The sequence below is a fragment of the Pseudoalteromonas sp. MMG006 genome, from assembly GCF_018101025.1.
GTDB lineage: Bacteria > Pseudomonadota > Gammaproteobacteria > Enterobacterales > Alteromonadaceae > Pseudoalteromonas.
In genome coordinates this window covers 17,572-40,071 of record NZ_JAGJEJ010000026.1, presented here as the reverse complement: position 1 = coordinate 40,071, position 22,500 = coordinate 17,572, and the positions used below count along the sequence as shown (strand labels likewise).

18 protein-coding genes are annotated in these 22,500 nt (G+C 39.4%); 13 read left to right on the top strand and 5 right to left on the bottom strand.

The window, feature by feature from the left end:
* Positions 1-2: 2 nt before the first annotated feature.
* Both J8L73_RS17710 and J8L73_RS17705 read right to left on the bottom strand, forming a co-directional pair.
* The gene (locus J8L73_RS17710; RefSeq protein WP_211019052.1) at positions 3-1,640 is read right to left on the bottom strand and encodes a methyl-accepting chemotaxis protein; all 1,638 of its coding nucleotides are present in this window, start codon (positions 1,638-1,640) and stop codon (positions 3-5) included.
* A 232-nt stretch (positions 1,641-1,872) separates the two neighbouring features.
* Positions 1,873-4,098: a S9 family peptidase gene (locus J8L73_RS17705; RefSeq protein ID WP_211019050.1), complete on the bottom strand. Its 2,226-nt coding sequence runs from the start codon at positions 4,096-4,098 to the stop codon at positions 1,873-1,875.
* Between the two features lie 111 nt (positions 4,099-4,209).
* Here J8L73_RS17705 and J8L73_RS17700 point away from each other — a divergent pair, with 111 nt between their 5' ends.
* Entirely contained in the window at positions 4,210-4,614 is a 405-nt protein-coding gene (locus J8L73_RS17700) for an HIT family protein (RefSeq protein WP_211019048.1), read from the top strand.
* Positions 4,615-4,655: 41 nt separating this feature from the next.
* Here the strand turns inward: J8L73_RS17700 and J8L73_RS17695 are convergent, their stop codons facing one another.
* A complete protein-coding gene (locus J8L73_RS17695; protein WP_211000763.1) occupies positions 4,656-6,356 on the bottom strand; it encodes a Zn-dependent hydrolase in 1,701 nt (566 codons plus the stop codon).
* Between the two features lie 296 nt (positions 6,357-6,652).
* Between J8L73_RS17695 and J8L73_RS17690 the strand changes: the two genes are divergently transcribed.
* Positions 6,653-7,492, top strand: coding sequence for an HDOD domain-containing protein (locus tag J8L73_RS17690; protein WP_211019046.1), 840 nt, complete (start codon positions 6,653-6,655; stop codon positions 7,490-7,492).
* A gap of 56 nt (positions 7,493-7,548) precedes the next feature.
* Here the strand turns inward: J8L73_RS17690 and rdgC are convergent, their stop codons facing one another.
* Both rdgC and J8L73_RS17680 read right to left on the bottom strand, forming a co-directional pair.
* Positions 7,549-8,466 carry a recombination-associated protein RdgC gene (gene rdgC, locus J8L73_RS17685; protein WP_211000765.1) on the bottom strand — a complete coding sequence of 306 codons (918 nt, stop codon included), beginning with the start codon at positions 8,464-8,466 and terminating at the stop codon, positions 7,549-7,551.
* Between the two features lie 107 nt (positions 8,467-8,573).
* Entirely contained in the window at positions 8,574-10,340 is a 1,767-nt protein-coding gene (locus tag J8L73_RS17680) for an ATP-binding protein (RefSeq protein ID WP_211000766.1), read from the bottom strand.
* Between the two features lie 534 nt (positions 10,341-10,874).
* On the opposite strand from J8L73_RS17680, the gene J8L73_RS17675 reads away from it, so the two are divergent.
* The 11 genes from J8L73_RS17675 (at position 10,875) to nusB (ending at position 22,462) form a co-directional block, all read left to right on the top strand.
* Positions 10,875-11,243 carry a response regulator gene (locus J8L73_RS17675; RefSeq protein WP_211000767.1) on the top strand — a complete coding sequence of 123 codons (369 nt, stop codon included), beginning with the start codon at positions 10,875-10,877 and terminating at the stop codon, positions 11,241-11,243.
* A 229-nt stretch (positions 11,244-11,472) separates the two neighbouring features.
* Positions 11,473-13,890, top strand: coding sequence for a bifunctional aspartate kinase/homoserine dehydrogenase I (gene thrA / locus J8L73_RS17670; RefSeq protein ID WP_211019044.1), 2,418 nt, complete (start codon positions 11,473-11,475; stop codon positions 13,888-13,890).
* A 9-nt stretch (positions 13,891-13,899) separates the two neighbouring features.
* Positions 13,900-14,835 carry a homoserine kinase gene (thrB, locus tag J8L73_RS17665; RefSeq protein WP_211019042.1) on the top strand — a complete coding sequence of 312 codons (936 nt, stop codon included), beginning with the start codon at positions 13,900-13,902 and terminating at the stop codon, positions 14,833-14,835.
* Positions 14,836-14,846: 11 nt separating this feature from the next.
* Entirely contained in the window at positions 14,847-16,130 is a 1,284-nt protein-coding gene (gene thrC / locus J8L73_RS17660; RefSeq protein ID WP_211019040.1) for a threonine synthase, read from the top strand.
* A gap of 269 nt (positions 16,131-16,399) precedes the next feature.
* Positions 16,400-17,656, top strand: a complete 1,257-nt coding sequence (gene glyA / locus J8L73_RS17655) for a serine hydroxymethyltransferase (RefSeq protein ID WP_024031685.1) — start codon at positions 16,400-16,402, stop codon at positions 17,654-17,656.
* A gap of 412 nt (positions 17,657-18,068) precedes the next feature.
* Positions 18,069-18,518, top strand: a complete 450-nt coding sequence (gene nrdR, locus J8L73_RS17650; RefSeq protein ID WP_002961761.1) for a transcriptional regulator NrdR — start codon at positions 18,069-18,071, stop codon at positions 18,516-18,518.
* A gap of 2 nt (positions 18,519-18,520) precedes the next feature.
* The gene (gene ribD / locus J8L73_RS17645; RefSeq protein WP_211019038.1) at positions 18,521-19,648 is read left to right on the top strand and encodes a bifunctional diaminohydroxyphosphoribosylaminopyrimidine deaminase/5-amino-6-(5-phosphoribosylamino)uracil reductase RibD; all 1,128 of its coding nucleotides are present in this window, start codon (positions 18,521-18,523) and stop codon (positions 19,646-19,648) included.
* A 26-nt stretch (positions 19,649-19,674) separates the two neighbouring features.
* Positions 19,675-20,328, top strand: a complete 654-nt coding sequence (locus tag J8L73_RS17640; protein WP_211019036.1) for a riboflavin synthase — start codon at positions 19,675-19,677, stop codon at positions 20,326-20,328.
* A 29-nt stretch (positions 20,329-20,357) separates the two neighbouring features.
* The gene (gene ribBA / locus J8L73_RS17635) at positions 20,358-21,470 is read left to right on the top strand and encodes a bifunctional 3,4-dihydroxy-2-butanone-4-phosphate synthase/GTP cyclohydrolase II (RefSeq protein WP_138682632.1); all 1,113 of its coding nucleotides are present in this window, start codon (positions 20,358-20,360) and stop codon (positions 21,468-21,470) included.
* A gap of 101 nt (positions 21,471-21,571) precedes the next feature.
* Positions 21,572-22,036 carry a 6,7-dimethyl-8-ribityllumazine synthase gene (ribE, locus tag J8L73_RS17630; protein ID WP_211000773.1) on the top strand — a complete coding sequence of 155 codons (465 nt, stop codon included), beginning with the start codon at positions 21,572-21,574 and terminating at the stop codon, positions 22,034-22,036.
* Between the two features lie 15 nt (positions 22,037-22,051).
* Entirely contained in the window at positions 22,052-22,462 is a 411-nt protein-coding gene (gene nusB / locus J8L73_RS17625; protein WP_211000774.1) for a transcription antitermination factor NusB, read from the top strand.
* Positions 22,463-22,500 lie beyond the last annotated feature (38 nt).

Genomic DNA, 22,500 nt, shown 5'->3' with positions numbered 1-22,500 from the left:
GGTTATTTTAATTTAAAGCGATTAACCACATTAGACAGCCCTTGGCTACTTTGCTTAAGGTTATCACTGGCATCAGTAAGCTGTTTAGTATTATTTAATGATTGCTCAGTCGATTGAGATAGCTCATTAATCCGTAAATTTACCTCGTCAGCAGCTTGCGTTTGCTGCTCTGTGGCTCGCGCTATTTGGCTGTTCATTTCGGTAATGACTGATACAAGCCTTTCAATTTCATTAAGCGAAATATTAGCAGACGACGCCTGTTCGACAGTAGACTCTGACAGCGCTTGGCTTGATTTAACGGCTTCAACGGCTGCTTTAGCACCTTCTTGTAATTTGGTGATCATAGCTTGTATTTCATCAGTGCTTTGCCCTGTACGACTTGCTAACGTGCGTACTTCATCAGCTACAACCGCAAAGCCTCTTCCGTGCTCTCCAGCTCGTGCAGCTTCAATTGCAGCATTAAGTGCTAATAAGTTCGTTTGCTCAGATATACTTCTTATCACATCAAGTACTGAGCCTATGTTATTACTTTCATTCGCTAAATCTTCAGTAACTTGGCTTACCGTTTCTATATTGTTTGAAAGTGTTTCTATGGCAGTAATAGTGTTTTCAACGACGCTTTTACCTGTTGATGCGTTGCCAGCAGCGTCGTTAGCGGCTTGCTCTGCGGCTTCAGCGTTACGGCTTACATCGTGGATTTGGTGAGTCATTTGCTCCATCGCAGCAGCAACTTGGGTTGAGCTGTCGTTTTGTAGTTCGATAAATGAATGGCTTGTTTTGCTAGAGTCATCAACGGTATAGGCATGCTTATTTACATCGTCGGCACTTTGGGAAACGTGAACTAATGACTCACGTATTTTTAAAACAAATAGGTTAAATGAGCGCGAAAGCTCTGATATTTCATCACTTCCTGATTCGTTTAAAGTACGGGTTAAGTCGCCTTCACCTTGCGAAATATCTTTCATCATGTCGGCAGCTAGGCGAGTAGGGACTAAAATACTTTTACCAATAAAGTAGCTAAGTAATATCACCGCAATAATCATTATTAATGCACTAAAAAGTATAAGATTGCGTTGCTCGCTAAATGCAGCATCAATTGAATCTAGGTATACGCCTGAGCCAACAATCCAATCCCACTGATTAAACCCTTTTACAAACGCTATCTTATCTACAGGTTGCTCTTTACCAGGCTTTGGCCATTTGTAAGGAATAAAACCTTCGCGGTTTTGTTTTACAATATTAACCATTTCTACAAATAGCGCTTTGCCGTCGGGGTCTTTGTTGTTGGTTAAGTCTTTACCTTCAAGCGACGGTTTTATAGGGTGCATTACCATGGTAGGTTGGTAGTTGTTTATCCAAAAATAATTAGTTTTGTCGTAGCGCAAAGCCCTTACAGCCTCAAGTGCTTGCGTTTGAGCTTGCTCTTGCGTGAGGGTGTTACTCTGTTCAAGTGCATAGTAATGTTCAATAACACTGTACGCAGTTTCTACAACATTTTGTGTTTTTAGGTATTGCTCGTTTTTGAGCGAACTATATTGATGCGTTAGGCTAGATACACTCAGTATTATTAGTCCTAACACAACGGTGGTTATTAATAGTGAAAAACGCTGAAAAATACTAAGACGTCTTAGGTTTAGCATATATTTATCCTTTTTAGTTAACGCTCAGTGTGGTTAAATTTAAGGATAGTAAAAAAGTGAGTTTAAGCTAGGCCAGTTTATCATTTGGTTTTGATTTTAAAGCAGTAAGTTTGAGTTTTGGGGAAGATTTAAGCTGTTTTAAAGCACAAACAAGCGCACATGGCTTGTAGCTTAGAATGTTCAAATAAAAAAGGCTGATATTTTAATCAGCCTTAAATATGAAAAGTTTTAATTATTTAACATCAAAATGACGATTAAAGAAGTTAGTAATAGTTTGATGTAAGTGTGTTTGCACTTGTTTACCGCGTAGGCTGTGTTTAGAGCCTGGATAAGTCATCATCTCAAACTGTTTTTCGTTATCTTGAAGTTGTTTAAACAATTTTGTGGAATGCGTAAACAATACGTTGTCATCGGCCATTCCATGGTAAATCATTAATGGGCCTTTTAAGCCATCTGCATATGGAAATACAGCACTATCTTCATAGCCTTTAGCATTTGTATCAGGATGGCCTAAATAACGCTCTGTGTAATGTGTATCGTATAGAGCCCAATCGGTTACTGGAGCACCCGATACGCCGGCTTGAAAGTAATCGCCCGCTTTAAACATAGTCATAAGCGCCATGTAGCCGCCGTAGCTGTGGCCATAAACACCAATGCGTTGTGGGTCTACGTAGTCAAGTGTACGTAAAAACTCTACGCCTTTAATTTGATCGGCAACCTCAACCACACCTAAGTGTTTATAAATAGCATCTTCAAACTTTTTGCCGCGATTGTAAGAACCTCGGTTATCAAGTTGAAAAATAACGTAGCCTTGTTGCGCCATGTATTGAAAGTACAGATTTTTACTGCGCCAGCTATTTGTTACTCGTTGTGCGTGCGGGCCGCCGTAAACGTTAACAATAACAGGGTGCTTTTTGCCATCACTTACATTACTTGGCTTAAATAAACGGTAATGCATTACTTGGCCATCTTGTGCTTTAATTGTACCGTATTCTGGTGTTGTTAAATCACTTAAGTAAGGAGTAAGCGGGTGACTGCTATCTAGCTTATTTTCTTCAAGCCATGTAATAAACTCACCATTTATTTTGCGAAGAGCAGCTGAATTTGGCGTATTATCAGATGAGCTATTATCAATAAAGGTTTTGCTATCTTTTGCCATTACCACGCTGTGGTATTTACCTTTTTCGGTAATTCGCTTTGCATTACCTTTTTTAAACAAAGGCGCGCTGTATAAATGGCTTTCAAGCGGGGTATCTTTTCGTCCTGCAAAGTAGACAATGCCTTTTTTCTCATCAATACCTTTTAAACTGTCAACAACCCAATCGCCAGAAGTAATTTGGCGAACAAGTTGACCGTTAGTGCGGTACAAGTATAAATGTTTATAGCCATCACGCTCAGATGCCCATACAAAATGCTTTTTGTCTTTTAAAAACTCAAGGTCAAAATGTAGGTTTATCCATGTGTCGCTATTTTCGCTAAGCGCTACTTTTTGTGTTTTAGTGTCGCTGTTATAAAAGCGAAGCTCTAAATCATGCTGAGAGCGATTTTGCCACTGATAAGAAAGCGTAGTGCTGTCTTTTAGCCATTTAGCGCGGGCAATGTATATGTCTTCATCTTCGCCTAAATCAATCCAATCAACTTTTTGGTCGTTAAGTTTAACTACACCTAGTTGAATTTTAACGTTATCAGTACCTGTAAACGGGTAACGCTGATTAAATAGTTTTACTTCATCTGCGTAAATTTCGTTACGGATTGCCTCTTTTACAGGGGTTTCGTCAACCCGTGTATAGGCAATTTTAGACTCATCGCCTGACCACCAATAACCCGTCATACGGCTCATTTCTTCTTGCGCTACAAATTCGGCCATGCCGTTTTTAATAACGCCGCCGCCATCTTTACTTAGCTGTATTTCTTTACCAGAATCAAGCTCTAAAGCGTAAAGGTTTTGCTCACGAATAAACGATACGTAATTACCTTTAGGTGAAAAACGCGCATCGGTTTCAAATGTTTCAGTGTCGGTTAGTTTTTTACTTTTAGCTGAGGCTAAATCGTAATAATACAAGTCACCGTTGAGTGGGAATAAAAGTGCTTTGCCGTCTTTAGACCATTTATATTCTAAAATACCTTTACCAAAAATACGTTGGCGTTCACGGCGTGCTTTTTCTTCATCTGAAAGGTTTTCTGGGCCTGAAAATAATTTAGCAGAATCAACAAGTACACGATTAGTGTTGTCTTTTAAGTTGTATTCCCACAAATCATAACGGTTGTAGTCATCGTTTTTACCTTGTAAGTAAGTTACGCGGCTGCCGTCGGGTGAGAATTTAAGTTGTACCGGCGATTTACCAGAGAGACTCGGATCGTCAAAAATACGCTCTAATGATAAAGGTTTTGCTTGAACACTAATAGCGCCAACCATTAACGGTATAGCTAGTGAGAGGTGTTTTATTTTTTTTAGCACAAGGTTGCCTTAGCTTATTATAAATATTGCTTTGATGGTAAAGCCAAGCGTGTGCAACTGCAACTAAATGCTATAAAGTGGCGATTATCAAAGACAAAGTAGGACATAGCAATGACTCATACTGAATTTAAACTAGCCCCTGAGCTCAAGCGCGACTGCATAGAACTTGCCGACTGGCCACTGTGTAAAGTGCTTTTATTAAACGATAGCCAGTATCCGTGGTTTGTATTAGTGCCAAGGCAGGCAAATTTAAGAGAGATAATTGATTTATCTGAGGAGGATCAAATTGTTTATTTAAAAGAGTCCGCCAGGCTAAGTAAATTATTAATGGATGTATTTAAACCAGATAAATTAAACATAGCGGCGTTAGGTAATGTGGTACCGCAATTACATATTCATCATATTGCACGTTTTACGAGTGATGCTGCTTGGCCTGCGCCAATTTGGGGTAAACACCCCGCAGTGCCTTATACAGAGCCACAAATTGTAGAGCTAAAAAAAGCGCTGCAGTTTTAAGCTACAACGCTTTTTTAGGGTTTAACTAAGTTTAACTAAACTTATTTAAGCCCTAGCACTTCTTTACCTTGTTTAAAGGTTACATCTACAGGGATATTAGCTTTACTTAGTTTTTCTAAGTCTTTAGCAAGCTCTTCTTTAATATCGCCATGTGTTGCGATTAGTTGATCTACTTTTTCGTAATCACCATCACCTTGTAAAGTTAAAATTAGGCGAGATAATTTAGCCATTGCTACGCCCATTTTTTCCATATTTACGCGGTATAAACCCTCGTCATTTTTAGAAAATGCGCCTTCTTGTGCAAAGAAGTTAAAGCGGATCATATTGGCTTTACCATGAGCGCTTGATGCACCAAAACGTACAGAGCGGAAAATACCTGCCATAAACGTAGTGTAGTAATCCTCTAGTGTACCTTCGGTAATTTCGCCTTTTTTGAGTAACTGCTCAACCATGTATAAACCTAAAATATCGGCTTTACCTTCTTCAAGCGCACTTGCGTGTTCTTGCAATGATTGGCGAACCGTCCCTTTACCTGTAAGCGTGTTTTTAATACCTAAACCATGTGCTACTTCATGAAACATAGTATTGGCAAAAAATGCGTTAAAGGTAATATGCTTACGTTGCTCTGGCACAATTAGCTGCTCAGAAATTGGCACTAAAATTTTATCAAACTTAGCGCGCATTGCGTTCTTAAGCTGTAGGCGGCGAGTGCCTTTTTCAAGCTGAACCTGCTCATCGTTTGGTAAGTTAATAGCGATAGTTTTACTACCTGCGTTAGAGTGGCCTGCGTAGTAAACAACATCGTAAGCATTTAAATCGGCGTCTGAACCTGGGACTTCTTGCTTGTATTTAGCATCTACTGGTAAGTCTTTTTGAAGCTCAGGTAAGAAGGCTGCAAACTTAGCCAGGCGCTCGCTCCATTTTAAATCTTTAATTAATACGTAAGACTCATAAGCTGCGCGGTAGCCAAACAGTTGATCTTCGTAAGTTTCTATTGGGCCAATAACCACATCTACAGGGTTATTTTTCATATCCATCCACGCAAAGTCAGACACCTGGAAGTCGTCTTTCTGCAATGCGTCAGCGCGTAGGTTTAAGTAATTAGCAAATTCTTTATCGTCAGCAAGTTTACTCGCTTCACGTAATAGTTTTGCAGCTTCTGCAAGTTCATTAGCGTATTCTTTAGAGTAAGGTACGCTGTATAGTTTACCTTGCTCGTCACGTTTAATTACTGAGTAAAGGCCTTTTTTATCTTCTACATCAGCTTTATTTAACTCTTCTTTAGTTATGTCTGCTGGGTAAAATTGAGCACCAAGGGCTTTTTCTTTATAGCCTGATAAAAATGCTTCATCGCCGTTTAAGCGATCCCATGGGCCGTAATTTATATCGGCAAATTTTCGTACTTTTTCATCGCTTAGTTTTGCTAAAAACGCATCTTTATTTTCACCAAACGATTGTTTCCAAAATAATTCATCCATAATTTTAGAAGCATCAATAAGCTTAGAAACCATCGCTTTTTGGTTATCATTTAAATGCGAAAGATCAGCCTCTAGGCTAAAGTCTGTATAAATATCTAAACGTTGCTCATCTGTATTGATAAGCTTAGGTCCGGATTGAGCGCCACTTTCTTGGGCTAGATCTACGGCTGTGTTGTCGGTAGAAGACGGTGCTTGTTCTGAACATGCACTAAGAAAAACAACACCAGAGAGCAAAATTGCTTGGCTAATTTTATTTAATATCATTATTTTGCCTATTAAAAAGTAAGTTTAAAAACTTGTATAGCTATGCTTAAAGGCTAAAAGTATACAAGCGCTTCCTTATTGTGATTGCATTAAAGCAAAACTAAAAGGTAAATAGCAAGTATTTGGCGTTGTAAGGCAGGCACATGCGCTAAAGCGTCACTAATTAAAATAAAACTCTATAATTTCCTTAACTTTATCGGTAAGTTAGACAATACTAATTTATATTACTAATACAAAAATTAATGGTCTGAATTTGCAGTTGCTTGCAGGCTAAACACAAAAGGATGGCAAGCTATATGTCTACAGAAAATGCTTTATTAACGATTCTAGTTGATAGAATAAATAACGATACACTCGTACTGCCAACGCTTCCTGAAGTTGCAATTAAGGTTCGCCAAGCGGCGGATAACCCTGATGTAAACTTGATGCAAATGTCGGATGTTATTGCTCAAGACCCCGCGCTTTCTGCCCGTATGATAAAAGTAGCCAACAGTGCAATTATGGGGCGTGCAGTTAAAGTATCTAATTTGCAGCAAGCAGTGACACGTATTGGTCTGCGCCAAATTAAAAATATTGCAACAGCAATGGCAATGGAGCAACTGTTTGTATCAAACAATGAACTAATTAAAGGTTACATGGGTAAAGCGTGGCAAAAAACATTAACGGTTGCAAGTCACTCTATTTCACTAATGGAATTTTACTTACAAAATCAAAAGCACACGTCGTTAAATCGCGATTCGATTACACTCGCCGCACTTGTATACAATATTGGCGTGTTACCTATTTTAACTGAAGCAGAGCGCCACCCAGAAGTTTTTGCTAATCCAAGCTTTTTAGCTCATGCTATTCAAAAGTTGAGTGGTGAAATTGGCTCGTCAATTATGACTGCCTGGGAGTTTCCTAAGGAGTTTGTTGATGTTGCACAAAGCTGGGCCGATCCGACTTATAAACCGGCTCAAGTGAGTTATGTTGATTTTATTCGTGTCGGCGCTATTTTAGAAGGGACATTACAGGTTTCTGATAAATCGGCAGCATTACAAACTTATATAGATAAGGGTGTTATACTATCAATGCAGCTGTTCTCTAGCGACGAGTACAACGAAATGCTAGCTGATGTAAAAGATATGTTTAGTTAAACATACAATTATTGGTAATAAAAAAGCACGATTTTATCGTGCTTTTTACATTTTAGTTATGCTTTATGTAAATCGTCTGCATCACCTAAACCGGCAGTTAACTCTTCAAGCAATTGCTTAATTTCTTCTGATGCTAATATAAAGTCGGCATCAAGCTTAACGGCCATATCTTCTTTAGGTATGTCAGCGTTTTCTTCTTTTAAAGTTTCTGAGTAGCTTAAACGTTTAATAGAGCCATCGTTTTGTAGCATAAACTTCAGGCGTTCTTGCCAATCGAGTGCAAGTTTAGTAACACGCTTACCGCTTTCTAGGTGCGATTTAACTTCATCACAGGCCAAGTCATGACCTTTAAGTTTTACTTGTGCGCCGCTATCATCAGCTTCTTCAAGTTCAGCGTCTGAGCCTATTGCAAAACCTTCTGGAGTACTAAAGTTAGTTAGCCAGTCTGTTAAAAACACATCAAGATCGTAATTGGCAAATGCAGGGACTACCGGTAAAGTTCCTAATGATTTACGAAGTAGAGCGAGCAATTCTTCAGCTTTGTTAAAGCTGCCACTATTTACTACAACCCAGCCATTTTCCTGGTCAATAAATGCAAATTGTAGACTCGATTTTTTGAATGCTTGCGGAAGCAGTGTATGAAGGATGTTTTCTTTTAATTCATCTTTTTCTTTCTTTTTAACAGGACGGTTTTCTTCTGCTTCTATTTGATCAATTTTTTCAGCAACTAGTTCGTTTATAACTGACGCAGGTAATACTTTTTCTTCTCTTTTTGCACACACTAAAATACTTTTTTGAGAAAAATGCGATAATGTTTCACCGTGCTTTCCAAACGCTTTTGTCCAACCAAATGTAGCAAGCTCTTGGCCTGTACATGGTCGAAATAAGTCTTGTTCTAATGCTTTATCAAAATCTTCTTGGGTATACGAAACGTCTTGCTTAAAGCGGTAACAAATAAGGTTACTAAACCACATAGGGGAGTTGATCCATTTGAAAAATTTGTACAATCATAGCAATAAAAACAGCATCTCGAAATGGCTGATTTGTTACTGATAAATATGTCTAAATTTAATCCAAAAAGTTACTCTTGATTAAAAATAGGCATTGGCTTTGCCATGTTTTTAGGAAATTGAATGTAATAGCGAAGTCCTTTACCAGGTTCGCTAGTGGCATCAATAGAGCCACTTAACGTTTGTTTTACTAAATTAAACATTATATGGGTGCCCAAACCACTGCCGCCTTGGTCGCGCTTAGTCGTAAAAAATGGGTCAAATAATTTAGTTAATTGCTCACTTGTAACGCCATTACCATCATCTTTGTAATCGATGGTTAAGTTAGTTTCATCACTTGATATTTTTATATCCATAGTGCCATTTTGTTTACCTTCAAAGCCATGAATAAGTGAATTCATGATGAGATTAGTAAAAATTTGGCTTATAGCACCTGCAGGTAAGTTGAGTACTAAGTCATCAGGGCATTGTAAATTAATGGTATGGGACGTTTTTTTAAGTTTAGGGTGCAAAGAGCGAATTACTTCATTGACATAGTCTTTAAAGTTAATTGTTCTCATTGCTTCACTGGCTTGATCAACCGCAATTTGTTTAAAGCTGGCAATTAGCTCAGACGCTCTATCAAGGTTTGTAGTGAGTAAACTCGTACTTTGTTTAGCCTCATTAATAAACTCTTCTAGCGCTTTTGGTGAGAGTTTCTTTTCGGTATACGCATTCTCAAGCTTGTTTAATCGCTCTTGTAAAAATGATATAGCGGTAACGCCAATACCAATAGGTGTATTTATATCATGTGTAATACCAGCAACTAAGCCACCTAAGGCAGCCATTTTTTCAGTGCCTACTAAGCGCTCTTGAGCTAGGCTCAATTCATCAATATAACGTTGTGATTCGTTTTGTTTATCGATTAACTCTTGCTCAGTGCTTCGGCGCAGATCTATTTCTTCGGTGAGTACTATTTTTTGCTTTTCGAGCTCATATTTTTGCTGTTGTAAATCCATCATTGCTTGGCTTAAGTTCGATGTTTTACGTGCTACGTCTTGCTCTAATTGTATATTGTGCTGATCGAGCTTTTCATTGCTAATAATGAGCTCTTTTTGAGTATGTTCAAGCTCTTTTCTGTACTGCACCACTTTATCTATGAGGTTGTTAAATGAGTGCTCCATAACTTTAAGTTCGTTATGCTCTTCTGTCTCTATTTCTATGTGTTGACCTTCTAATTCATCAAGCTCTATGTTTTCTAATTGCTCAGTGAGTTCAGCTAAAGGGTCTGTTAATAATTTTCTAAACGCCATTAAAAATAAAATGATCAAAAATGTAGTTTTGATCATCGCATTACCAATCAAAAAATAGATTGATACCATAATACGGCTAAAAACAACTTCTCGACTGGAGAACAATGTAACGTCGCCAACTTGTGTAGCACGTCCTGAAAATTCAAAAATAAGTGGGAAGGTATAACCAAATAACCCTGATTTGGTATCTTCTAAAATAACCTCTTCTTGAACTAATTGTTGGTTGTATAGTTTATGTATATCGAGAGAGCGGCCAAGCTGTGAAATAATTTCACCACTGTCGTCACGTACGATAATTCCTTCGATCATTGGAATAGCAAGTAAGCCTTCTGCCGTTGTAATTGTTTGCTTATTATTTAGCTCCCAAATGGCTCGAGTTAAGCTACGGCTGAAGGTTTTTTGTAATGTACTGAGTTCGTCGCGAATATAGTCTTTGGTATTGACGTATTCAGCAAGTACTTGGCCACAAGTCACCACAAAGGTAAGCAAAAAATAGACTGATAAAACATTAGTCAGCAACTTCTTAGAAAGGCTTTTTTGTAACATGAGTGACGTGTTCATCCTTTGTTATTTTTATAACGTTTTGAGAGTAATTTAAAAGTTAGTCAATAAATGTCTAAAAATAAATAAAAAAGTTAAAATTTAGTAAGGTAACTTTAGGCATGCTGATTTTTAAGACACAATAATCATTGTGCATGGTTTGTAGATTATCAGAAGGGTAATAACTCCTAGGTCGCTTTATAGCTTATACCATTACTTAAGCCAATGTAATAATAAGTAAGCCTAGTAAAGCTTTCACGCCTTGTTTTGGCATCAAGCTTATTATTTCAAACTTAAACGTAAAAGATACAAAGACCCTGTGAAGTATCAAGTTAATTAAACTAAGCATTTTTAGTAATTTATTTTGATTTGAACACTAAAACTTCTTAAGCACGGTTAATTGATGAAAACAGGTTTATTCGATAATTACCACTATATTAAATTATTAATGTGTTGAGTCATTAGGAACAGTGATAGGCTGTAATTGTTGCAAAAGAAGGCAGGTTTTAATCACTTTAAATAGGCTGTGTAGTACTAAATATGATGAAATTTTCAATACTGGTTTGTGATGATTCGACAGTTGCCCGTAGGCAAGTTGTTCGCTGCTTGGATGAGTGCCTAAGCGCTGATATTCAACAAGCTGTAAATGGTGTACAGGCTTTGGCTCTTTTGCAGGAGCATCATTTTGACTTGATTTGTTTAGATTTAACAATGCCTGAAGTGGACGGAGTACAGGTACTCGAAGCGATAAAAGCAAAAAAAATAGAGTGCTTTGTATTGGTTATTTCAGCAGATATTCAACAGAAAATGAAAGTGAGAGTTGCACAGCTAGGTGCGATCGACTTTATTGAAAAACCCATTAATAAATCTAAATTAAAAGAAATATTGCATAAATTTGGCATTCATTAAGATATTTTATATTAAAAAAGGCTGTTTTATCTTTTTAATTAGGGTTGACAGCATAGCCTCTGTTAAGGCAGTCTTAAGCTTATGAAAACAATTAAACGTGTACTGACCATTATTATTACAACCACCATTCTTACTGGATAGTGGCATAGGTCGGTGCAACAAATTTAAAGGCCTGTGTTCACTTAGAACACAGGCCTTTTTTAGTTTTATGGGATGAGGAACATAAACAATGCGCGTTTTAAAATTTGGCGGCTCTTCGCTTGCCGACTTTGCATGCTTAAATCAGGTAGCTCAGTTAGCTAAAGCACAATTAAAAGATGAAATGTTATTGGTACTATCTGCACCTGGCGGCATGACCGATTCTCTTGTAGCGCTAGCTGCAGCAGCAGAGCAAGGTTTAGATTTTTCACAGCAGTGGCAGGCGCTTGTTAGTCGATGCGAGGGTTTAAAAACCGATGTAGAGAAAACAGGTGCGGTAGTTTCTAATTGGCCTAACTTAGATGAGTTAAAAAATAAGTTAGACGGTGTAGCACTTATTAAGTGTTGCCCAGATCAGGTTCGTGCATTTGTCATTAGTTTTGGTGAACGTGTGAGCGTGTCGCTTATGCAAAGTTTATTAAGCTCGCACGATGCTAAATATTTAGAAGCAACAAGCTGTATAGCCTCAACAGGTGGCTACATTGATGCCGAAGCAGATTTAGTAACAAGCAAGGCGCGTTTTCAAGCTGTACTTAAAGAAAACCCAGCCACCATTTATATTATGCCTGGTTTTACTGCAAGTAATGATAAAGGCGAACTGACTACGCTTGGCCGAAATGGTTCTGATTATTCTGCAGCAATTGCAGCTGCCTGTTTAGAGGCTGAAATATGCCAAATTTGGACAGACGTTGATGGTGTTTACAGCGCTGATCCTCGCTATATTAAAAAAGCGACTAAAGTAGATTTTTTATCTTATAAAGAAGCGATGGAGCTTTCTTATTTTGGCGCTAAAGTACTTCACCCTAAAACTATTTTGCCTTGCGCTAAAGCGGGTGTACCTTGTGAAATCAAAAATACGCATAACCCAGACGCTCAAGGCTCACTAATTGGTAACGACTATAAATCTGACGAGCCAGTAAAAGCGCTTTCAAGTTTACAAGATTTAGCAATGCTTACCGTGTCAGGCCCTGGTATGAAAGGTAAAGTGGGTATGGCATCTAAAGTGTTTAACGCACTGGCTCACGACAACGTATCAATTGTTTTAATTACGCAATCTTCATGTGAATTTAGCATTAGCTTTTGTGTTCACGAAACTGATTTAGCGTTGGCACTTGATGCGCTACAAACAGCATTTGAACTTGAGTTACAAGCAGGGCTTATTGAGCCAGTACAGGTACAGCGTAACTTAGCTATAGTTACGCTTGTGGGCGATAACATGCGTGCACACCGTGGCTTAGCTGCTAAGTTTTTTGCCTCGCTTTCACAAGCGCAGGTAAACATTGTTGCCATTGCACAAGATTCTACCGAGAGTGCTATTTCAGCGGTTATTGATGGTGAGCTATGCAACGATGCAGTGAAAATATGTCATGAGAACTTTTTCACGCATGTACCTTCAATTGATGTGTTTTTATTAGGTTGCGGCTTAGTAGGGCAAGAGCTTATTTCTCAGTTAGAGCGCCAACAAGCCTGGCTTGAAAAGCGTAATATTAAGTTAAACCTTTATGGTGTAGCTAATTCTCGTCAATTACATTTAGATAGTGAAGGCATAGCGTTTGCTGATTGGCAGCAAAAGCTAGCAGCATCTGAACAAGCGTTTGATTTAAATTTAGTAGAGCAATTTGTTAAACAAAACCATTTAGTTAATCCTGTTTTAGTTGATTGTACGTCGTCTGATGCACTTGCTGCACAATACGTCGACTTTTTAAATGCGGGCTTCCATGTAGTTGCGGCTAATAAAAAAGCAACAACTAGCTCGTACACGTACTACCAAGATTTAGTTGCAGCAACACAAAAAAATAACCGCAAATTTTTATACGAGACTAACGTGGGTGCAGGTCTACCAGTAATCGATAACTTACAATCGTTATTTGGTGCAGGTGATGAGCTGCTTGAGTTTAGTGGTATTTTATCTGGCTCGCTTTCATACATGTTTGGTGCACTGCAAGATGGTTTATCACTTTCTGAGGCAACAATTAAAGCTAAAGAAAGTGGGTTTACAGAACCAGATCCTCGTGATGATTTATCTGGTACCGATGTAGCTCGTAAATTATTGATCATAGCTCGCGAAGCAGGCATGAAACTAGAGCTTAGTGACATAGAAGTTGAATCGGTATTGCCACAAGGGTTCGCACAGGGTGACAGTGTTGACGAATTTATGGCAAAACTACCAACTTTAGATGCGCCGTTTAATGACCGTATTCAAAGTGCTGCCGCAGAAGGAAAAGTGCTTCGTTATGTAGGCACAATTAAGGAAGGCCACTGTAAAGTGGGTATCGAAGCGGTTGATTCATCACACGCATTAAATGTAATTCGTGATGGTGAAAACGCCTTAGCAATTTTAAGCCAGTATTACCAACCACGTCCGTTTGTGATTCGTGGATACGGCGCAGGCTCTGAGGTAACAGCCGCAGGTGTATTTGCAGATATCTTAAAAACGTTATCTCGCTAGGAGTTTATTATGATTGAAGTATATGCTCCGGCATCGATAGGTAACTTTGCTGTAGGCTTTGATGCGTTAGGCGCAGCCCTTGCGCCAATTGATGGCAGCTTATTAGGTGATGTAGCGGTTGTAAGTGCTGCACCAAGTGACGAGTTTGTTTGCTCTGGCGAATATGCGCATAAGTTACCAAGTGATCCTAACGAAAACTTAGCGTATCAGTGTTTAGTACATTTTAGAGCACATGTAGCGCCAGATATGCCAAGCGTAAAATTAGAGCTTAAAAAGAACCTACCCATCGGCTCAGGGCTAGGCTCTAGCGCGTGTTCGGTAGTAGCAACGTTTGCCGCATTAGATAAATTTGCACACACTAATTTAAGCCAAGTTGAGCTCATTGAGCTAATGGCTGATTTTGAAGCAATAGTAAGTGGCGGCCGTCATTACGATAACATTACGCCATGTTATTTAGGTGGGCTGCAGCTTACAGGCGATTTAATCCCTGATAAATCAATTGCGTTACCCGTTGATGAAAACTGGTACTACGTTGCAGCGTTTCCTGGCTTTTCGCTTAATACCGCAAAAGCGCGCTCGGTATTACCAAAAGAGCTAAGCATGCATGCAGGCGTTGAGTTTGCACAGCGTTTATCTGCTTTTAGTAGTTTGTTATTAACGAATCGTTTTGATGATGCACTTAGCATTATGCAAGACGATATAGCTGAGCCATATCGTGCGCCACTAATAACAGGGTTCAGCGAAGCTAAAGCAAGTTTGCCAGCGCTAGGTGCAGAAATTGTGAGTATTTCAGGTGCAGGCCCTACGTTATTTACAGTGTGTAAAACATTCGAAGCAGCTGAAAAATGCGCGCAGTGGCTAGCGCAAAATTATATAAATGAGCAGGGATTCTGCCACATTTGTAAATTAGATAACGACGGCACGCGTCAATTAAACGTTTTATAGGATAGGCAGTTATGCAATTACATAATTTAAAAGATGGTTCTCAAAAAGTGTCGTTTGTTGAAGCGGTAAAAACAGGTTTAGGACGTAATCAAGGTGTGTTTTTTCCTGAATCTCTTGCTCCTATAGCTGATATAGACGCCTTACTTGATATGGACTTTGTTACTCGTAGTGGCAAAATTTTATCGCACCTGATTGGTGACGAGCTACCAAGTGATACAGTTGCTCAAATGGTTAAAAATGCATTTAACTTTCCAGTTAAGCTGGTAGAAGTTGAAGAAAATACATACTGCTTAGAGTTGTTTCATGGTCCTACGCTTGCGTTTAAAGACTTTGGCGGACGCTTCATGGCTGAGTGTTTAGCGCAGTTTAATCAAGGTGAAAAAGTTACCATTTTGACTGCAACATCAGGGGATACAGGCGCTGCTGTAGCGCATGCTTTCTATAATAAGCCAAATATAGATGTGGTAATTTTATACCCTAAAGGTAAAATTTCACTTGCTCAGCAAAAGCTTTTTACAACGCTTGGTAACAATATTCACTGTTACGCAGTAGAAGGTAGCTTTGATGACTGCCAAGAACTCGTTAAAAAATCATTTTTAGATGATGAAGTTAAATCAACACTTGGCCTTAATTCAGCTAACTCAATCAACATTAGCCGCCTAGTGGCGCAAGTGTGTTATTACTTTGAAGCCATTGCTCAATTACCTAAAGAAAAACGTGCAACAGCGCATATTTCAGTACCTAGTGGTAACTTTGGGAATGTATGTGCCGCTATGATTGGTGCAGTAATTGGTTTGCCAGTAGGTAAATTAAGCGCCACCACCAATCAGAACGACACGGTTCCACGTTTTATGCTTGATAAAAATTGGGCGCCAAATGCAACGCTTGAATCGCTTTCAAATGCGATGGATGTAAGTAAGCCTAACAACTGGCCGCGCGTGCAAACAATGTTAGATAATAACTGGTTTAGCTACGATAACTTTTATTCAAGCAGCGTAAATGAGCAAGATACGCAAACAGTGATGAAAAATATTCAACAAACAGGCTACATTGCAGAGCCGCATACAGCGATTGCTTATCAAGGTCTTGTTGAAAATAGAGCGCCTGGTGCTGCGGGGATATTTTTAGCAACTGCTCATCCTGCTAAATTTAAAGAAAGCGTAGAAGAGATTTTAAATATCGAACTTGATATGCCAAAGCCGCTTAGTGATGCACTTGCTAAACCTTGCTTAGCAAGCGATATTAATGCAGATTACGACACGTTACGTACAGAAATACTGGCTAAGTTAGGTTAACTTGATGACCTATATTAAAGCGGCTGAGGCCGCTTTTTTTGTTTTTAAATATGGTTAATAGCGTTGCTATCATTAACTAATTAAATGTGAAAAATAAAAGTCATTTAATTTATTAATGTATTTATAAAAAAATATCATCTTAAAAACCCTGTGAAATAGTTTCAATCCTTGTTTAAATATCCTCAACTTAAGAGCGTAGGCAAAGAGTCGTTTAAAGCGTACAATAAAGCCTCTAAAAAACACCATACACGTTGCCCTAGGAGACCCCAATGTTAGAACGTAGCATGAATATTTCGGATTTTGATCCAGAGTTATTTGACGCGATAAACAAAGAAACTGCTCGCCAAGAAGAGCACATTGAATTAATCGCTTCAGAAAACTACTGTAGCCCACGAGTACTAGAAGCACAGGGTTCACAGCTTACAAACAAATACGCTGAAGGTTACCCAGGCAAACGTTACTATGGCGGTTGTGAGCACGTTGATGTTGTTGAACAACTAGCAATTGACCGTGCTAATGAATTATTTGGTTCTGATTATGCAAACGTGCAGCCACATGCTGGTTCTCAAGCAAATGCAGCTGTTTTCTTAGCATTATTAGAAGCTGGCGATACAGTACTTGGTATGAGCTTAGCTCATGGTGGTCACCTAACGCACGGCTCTCATGTAAGCTTCTCTGGTAAGCTTTACAATGCAATCCAATACGGACTAGATGAAGCAACAGGTGAAATTGACTACGCACAAGTTGAAGCGCTGGCTCTTGAGCACAAACCAAAAATGATTATTGGTGGTTTTTCTGCGTACTCAGGTATTGTAGATTGGGCTAAATTCCGTGAAATTGCAGATAAAGTGGGCGCTTACTTATTTGTTGATATGGCTCACGTGGCAGGCTTAATTGCGGCGGGTGTTTACCCAAGCCCAGTACCTCATGCACACGTTGTAACGACGACAACACATAAAACACTTGCAGGCCCGCGTGGCGGTTTAATTATTTCTGCATGTGGCGACGAAGCAATTTACAAAAAGCTTAATAGCGCTGTATTCCCAGGTGGCCAAGGTGGTCCTTTATGTCACATTATTGCTGCAAAAGCAGTGGCATTTAAAGAAGCATTACAACCAGAGTTTAAAACATACCAAGCTCAAGTAGTTAAAAATGCACAAGCTATGGTTGCTGTAATGCAAGAACGCGGTTACAAAATCGTATCTGACAAAACAGAAAACCACTTATTCTTGCTTGATTTAATCGATAAAGATATCACTGGTAAAGATGCCGATGCAGCGCTTGGTAATGCGAACATTACTGTTAACAAAAACTCTGTACCAAACGATCCTCGCTCACCATTTGTTACCTCTGGTTTGCGTATTGGCTCACCTGCAATTACTCGTCGTGGCTTTAAAGAAGCTGAGTCTAAAGAACTTGCTGGCTGGATTTGTGATGTATTAGACAACATTAACGATGAGTCTGTACAAGCGCAAGTTAAAGAAAAAGTAAAAGCAATTTGTGCAAAATTACCTGTATACGCTTAATTGCATAAGCAGCAGTAATTTAGAGCACAACAAGGGGCCTGTTTACCTTTCGAGGTTTAATTTGCAGTAGTATGTTTGGTTTTTAGGCAAGGCAGAGTCTATGTAGTGTGGTTACTCCACACAAATAGGCGATAACGCAGCATAAATGCCAAACATGCACTGCCCTCGGGTTCGTCCTAGGGGCGATTTACTCTTTGTTGCCTACATGGATGTAGGTAAGGGGCGTGAGCAGGACGCGGAAGCTTTGCTCGGTTTTTACTTAGCCCACTAGGTTACAAACCTCGCGCCGCGATCAAATCACCCCTAGATAGAACAAATTTAATCCTGAAAGGCCAACAGGCCCTATTTTTTTGCTAAGATAAAAGGCCGCTATATAGCGGCTTTTTTTGTTTTAAAACGGAAGTACCGAGTTATGCATTGCCCATTTTGTACCGCAAAAGATACTAAAGTTATTGATTCTCGCCTAGTCGGTGGAGGCCACCAAGTTCGCCGTCGTCGTGAGTGCAACGATTGCCACGAGCGCTTTACTACATTTGAAGGGGCAGAGCTCGTTATGCCTCGAGTTATTAAGCAAGATGGCAGCCGAGAACCATTTAATGAAGATAAGCTACTAAATGGCCTCAATCGTGCCCTTGAGAAGCGCCCCGTAAGTACAGAGCAAGTAGATGAAGTGGTTAATATTATTAAATCTCAATTGCGTGCTACTGGTGAGCGCGAAATCTCAAGCCACTTGGTGGGGGAGTGCATTATGGAAGCGCTTAAAAAGCTTGATAAAGTAGCGTATGTCAGATTTGCTTCTGTGTATCGCTCGTTTGAAGATATACGCGAGTTTGGTGAAGAAATTGCTCGTTTAGGGGAGTAATAATGCAAAGCCAAATAACGTTCACCGAGCAAGACGAAATGTACATGGCACGCGCCATAGAGCTTGCTAAAAAAGGTCGGTTTACAACAACACCAAATCCAAATGTAGGGTGCGTTTTAGTTAAAAACAACCAAATAATTGGTGAAGGTTTTCATCAGCTTGCAGGGCAGGGACACGCTGAGGTTAATGCGCTTGCCGTGGCTGGTGAGAAGGCAAAAGGTGCCACTGCTTATGTCACGCTTGAACCGTGCAGCCATTACGGACGCACTCCCCCGTGCGCTGAAGGGTTAAAAGCTGCAGGTGTAGTAAAAGTTATAGCTGCAATGGTTGATACCAACCCGCAAGTTGCTGGCAAAGGGCTTAAAATACTCAGCGATGCCGGTGTTAAAGTAGCTTATGGTTTGCTAGAGCAACAAGCTCGTGCACTTAATTTAGGCTTTTTTAAGCGGATGGAGCAAGGCTTACCGTATGTAACATGTAAAATGGCCGCAAGTGTTGATGGCAAAACCGCGCTAAAAAATGGTCAAAGTAAGTGGATCACAGGACCAGCCGCTCGCCAAGACGTACAATTACAGCGTGCACAAAGTTGCGCGATTTTAACTGGTGCCGATACGGTAATGGTTGATGATGCAAAACTCAATGTACGTCAAAACGAATTACCACAATCTTTACCTACAGATTTACCGCTTCGTCAACCTGTGCGTGTTATAATTGACTCGCAAAATAGGTTAACACCTGAACTTGCCTTATTTAGTATTGAAAATGACGTAATAATTTTTACAACCAAGGTTGATAAATCAAAGCAGTGGCCGCATTTTGTAAGGCATATAGAAGTAAGTGAGATTAACGCAAAGGTTAATTTAACTGAGGTTTTACAGCAGTTAGCTCAATTACAGCTTAATAATGTATGGCTAGAAGCAGGTGCTACACTTGCTGGTAAAATGTCTGAACTTAATTTAGTTGATGAATTTGTATTTTATTTAGCACCAAAATTAATGGGCAATGATGCAAAAAGTTTAGTGAATTTTCCTGAGTTGACGAGTATGCAAAATACGGTTGATTTAATATTTAATGAGTGTGTACGTATTGGCGACGATTTACGTATAACCGCAGTAAAAAAAACTCATTAAATCCACTTAATAAAAAGAGTAGCGCTATGTTTACTGGAATAATTGAAGCCACAGGCAAAATTGCTTTACTACAAAAAAAACAAGGCGATTTAGCTATTCGCATCCAAAGTGCAGATCTTGATATGAAAGATGTAAAGCTTGGCGATAGCATTGCAACCAATGGTGTATGTTTAACTGTTGTTGATAAACACATAGATGGTTTTAGCGCTGACTTATCTAACGAAACAATTAGTCTTACAGGCTTTGCTAATTATGCTTTAGGGCAAACTGTAAATCTTGAAAAAGCGATGCAGCCAGTATCTCGCTTAGGTGGTCATTTAGTGTCAGGACACGTAGATGGCATAGCAACAATTACTGCTATTACGCCTAATGCCCGCGCAACAGAATACTGGTTGAGCACCGATAAAGCTTTAATGAAATACATTCCTTATAAAGGGTCTGTATGTATTGATGGCATAAGCCTGACAGTAAATGCTGTCGAAGGTAATAGATTTAAACTAACAATAGTACCGCATACTAGCGAGCAAACGACCATTGCTGATTTTAAAGTAGGTACACAGGTTAATTTAGAAGTCGACCAAATTGCACGTTATTTAGAGCGCCTAATTAAAGGCGCGGAGCAACCTACAGGCTCAGATATTTCAATGAGCTTACTAGCCAAAGCTGGTTTTATTAAATAACGATACTGACAACATACATGAGCAAATTTATGAATTTACACAGCGCACAAGAAATCATCGACGATATTAAAGCCGGTAAAATGGTTATTTTAATGGATGACGAAGACAGAGAAAACGAAGGCGATTTAATAATAGCTGCCGAGCATATTAGTGCAGAAGCAATTAACTTTATGGCCACTCATGGCCGTGGTTTAATTTGTTTAACCATGACGCAAGAGCGTTGCGAGCAACTTGATTTACCATTAATGGTTAAAAACAATGGCGCAGCGTTTTCTACTAACTTCACTATGTCGATTGAAGCATCTAAAGGTGTAACAACGGGTATATCTGCAGCAGATAGAGCGCGTACAGTGCAAGCGGCTATTGCAAAGGGTGCTGTACCAAGCGATATAGTACAGCCAGGACATATTTTTCCAATTATGGCACAGCCGGGTGGTGTTTTAACGCGTGCAGGCCATACCGAAGCAGGCTGTGATTTAGCACGTTTAGCTGGGCTTGAAGCATCATCAGTTATTGTTGAAATACTCAATGCTGATGGGACTATGGCTCGCCGCCCAGATTTAGAAATATTTGCTAAAGAGCATGGTATTAAAATTGGCACTATTGCTGATTTAATCGAATACCGTAACTTAAACGAAACCACCATTGAACAAGTTGCTAAGTGTAAACTGCCAACTGAGCACGGTGAGTTTGATTTAGTAACATACAAAGACACCATCGACGGACAATTACATTACGTATTGTTAAAAGGCGAGATTAAAGAGCAGGAGCCAACGCTTGTACGCGTGCATTTACAAAGTACCTTTAACGATATTTTACTCTCTGATAGAAGTGCGGATCGTAGTTGGGGTCTTTCTGACGCGATGGCTTACATAGCTAAAAATGACGGTGCTTTGGTTATTTTAGGTAAGCAAGAAAGCACTGAAGAGCTTGAGGCAACAGTAAAAGCATTTGCCGCAGCTGATGCCGGTGAAAATGTAACACCTCGTAAATTTAAAGGTACATCGCGTACTGTTGGTGTTGGCTCGCAGATACTGGCTGACCTAGGTATTAAACAAATGCGCCTAATGAGCCGCCCTAAAAAGTATCATGCACTTTCGGGCTTTCATTTAGAAGTGGTTGATTACGTTGAGCCGCAATAAGCGGTTTGCTTTAAACTAGTCTATTTTTTTATTTTTATGGTATGATGCGCAGCAATTTTTGCGCAATCGCAACCGCTTGAACATATTTTTAGGGTTATCAAATGAAAATTATTGAAGGTAATAAGTACGCTCCAGGCAAAAAATTCGCTATCGTTATATCACGTTTTAACGACTTTATTGGTAGCAGCCTACTTGAAGGTGCTGTTGATGAGCTAAAACGTACCGGCGGCGTATCTGATGACGACATTACAGTTGTTTATGTTCCTGGTGCAGTTGAACTACCTTTAGCGGCAAAGCGCATTGCAGCAAAAAAAGAGTATGATGCAATCATCGCATTAGGCGTAGTGATCAGAGGTGGTACACCACACTTTGACCTCGTTGCTGGCGAATCAAACAAAGGCCTTGCGAACGTATCGCTTGAGTATGATATCCCGGTTGCATTTGGCGTATTAACTACAGAAAGCATTGAACAAGCAATTGAACGCGCTGGTACCAAAATGGGTAACAAAGGCGGCGAAGCGGCATTAGGCGCGCTTGAAATGGTTAATGTGTTAGATAAAATTTAAGTTTAAGGAATTTTTGTGAAACCAGCAGCAAGACGTAAAGCACGTATCTTAGCACTTCAGGCCGTTTATTCTTGGCAATTAAGTGGCAATTTAATTGCCGATATCGAACAACAAATGTTGATCGAAAACGACGTGACTAAAATTGATGTTGAATACTTTAAAGATTTAGCTACCGGCGTTGCTGTTAACTACAAGCAATTAGACGAAGCTGTATCTCCACATTTAACACGTCCGTTTGATGATTTAGATATGGTTGAGCGTGCAATTTTACGTTTAAGCGCGTATGAGCTTAAATTCCGTGAAGATGTACCTTACAAAGTAGCAATCAATGAAGGCATTGAACTTGCGAAAATATTTGGCGCAGAAGATAGCCATAAATTTGTAAACGGTGTACTTGATAAAGCTGTTAAGCATTTACGCAAGTAATACTAACGTATTTAAAGCGCGCTATTATAATGAGTAGT

Bases quoted from the DNA above. Each gene is read 5' to 3' on its own strand.
- J8L73_RS17710 (WP_211019052.1), bottom strand. From the start codon at position 1,640: ATGCTAAACCTAAGACGTCTTAGTATTTTTCAGCGTTTTTCACTATTA.
- J8L73_RS17700 (WP_211019048.1), top strand. From the start codon at position 4,210: ATGACTCATACTGAATTTAAACTAGCCCCTGAGCTCAAGCGCGACTGC.
- J8L73_RS17695 (WP_211000763.1), bottom strand. From the start codon at position 6,356: ATGATATTAAATAAAATTAGCCAAGCAATTTTGCTCTCTGGTGTTGTT.
- J8L73_RS17690 (WP_211019046.1), top strand. From the start codon at position 6,653: ATGTCTACAGAAAATGCTTTATTAACGATTCTAGTTGATAGAATAAAT.
- rdgC (WP_211000765.1), bottom strand. From the start codon at position 8,466: ATGTGGTTTAGTAACCTTATTTGTTACCGCTTTAAGCAAGACGTTTCG.
- J8L73_RS17680 (WP_211000766.1), bottom strand. From the start codon at position 10,340: ATGTTACAAAAAAGCCTTTCTAAGAAGTTGCTGACTAATGTTTTATCA.
- J8L73_RS17675 (WP_211000767.1), top strand. From the start codon at position 10,875: ATGATGAAATTTTCAATACTGGTTTGTGATGATTCGACAGTTGCCCGT.
- thrA (WP_211019044.1), top strand. From the start codon at position 11,473: ATGCGCGTTTTAAAATTTGGCGGCTCTTCGCTTGCCGACTTTGCATGC.
- thrB (WP_211019042.1), top strand. From the start codon at position 13,900: ATGATTGAAGTATATGCTCCGGCATCGATAGGTAACTTTGCTGTAGGC.
- thrC (WP_211019040.1), top strand. From the start codon at position 14,847: ATGCAATTACATAATTTAAAAGATGGTTCTCAAAAAGTGTCGTTTGTT.
- glyA (WP_024031685.1), top strand. From the start codon at position 16,400: ATGTTAGAACGTAGCATGAATATTTCGGATTTTGATCCAGAGTTATTT.
- nrdR (WP_002961761.1), top strand. From the start codon at position 18,069: ATGCATTGCCCATTTTGTACCGCAAAAGATACTAAAGTTATTGATTCT.
- ribD (WP_211019038.1), top strand. From the start codon at position 18,521: ATGCAAAGCCAAATAACGTTCACCGAGCAAGACGAAATGTACATGGCA.
- J8L73_RS17640 (WP_211019036.1), top strand. From the start codon at position 19,675: ATGTTTACTGGAATAATTGAAGCCACAGGCAAAATTGCTTTACTACAA.
- ribBA (WP_138682632.1), top strand. From the start codon at position 20,358: ATGAATTTACACAGCGCACAAGAAATCATCGACGATATTAAAGCCGGT.
- ribE (WP_211000773.1), top strand. From the start codon at position 21,572: ATGAAAATTATTGAAGGTAATAAGTACGCTCCAGGCAAAAAATTCGCT.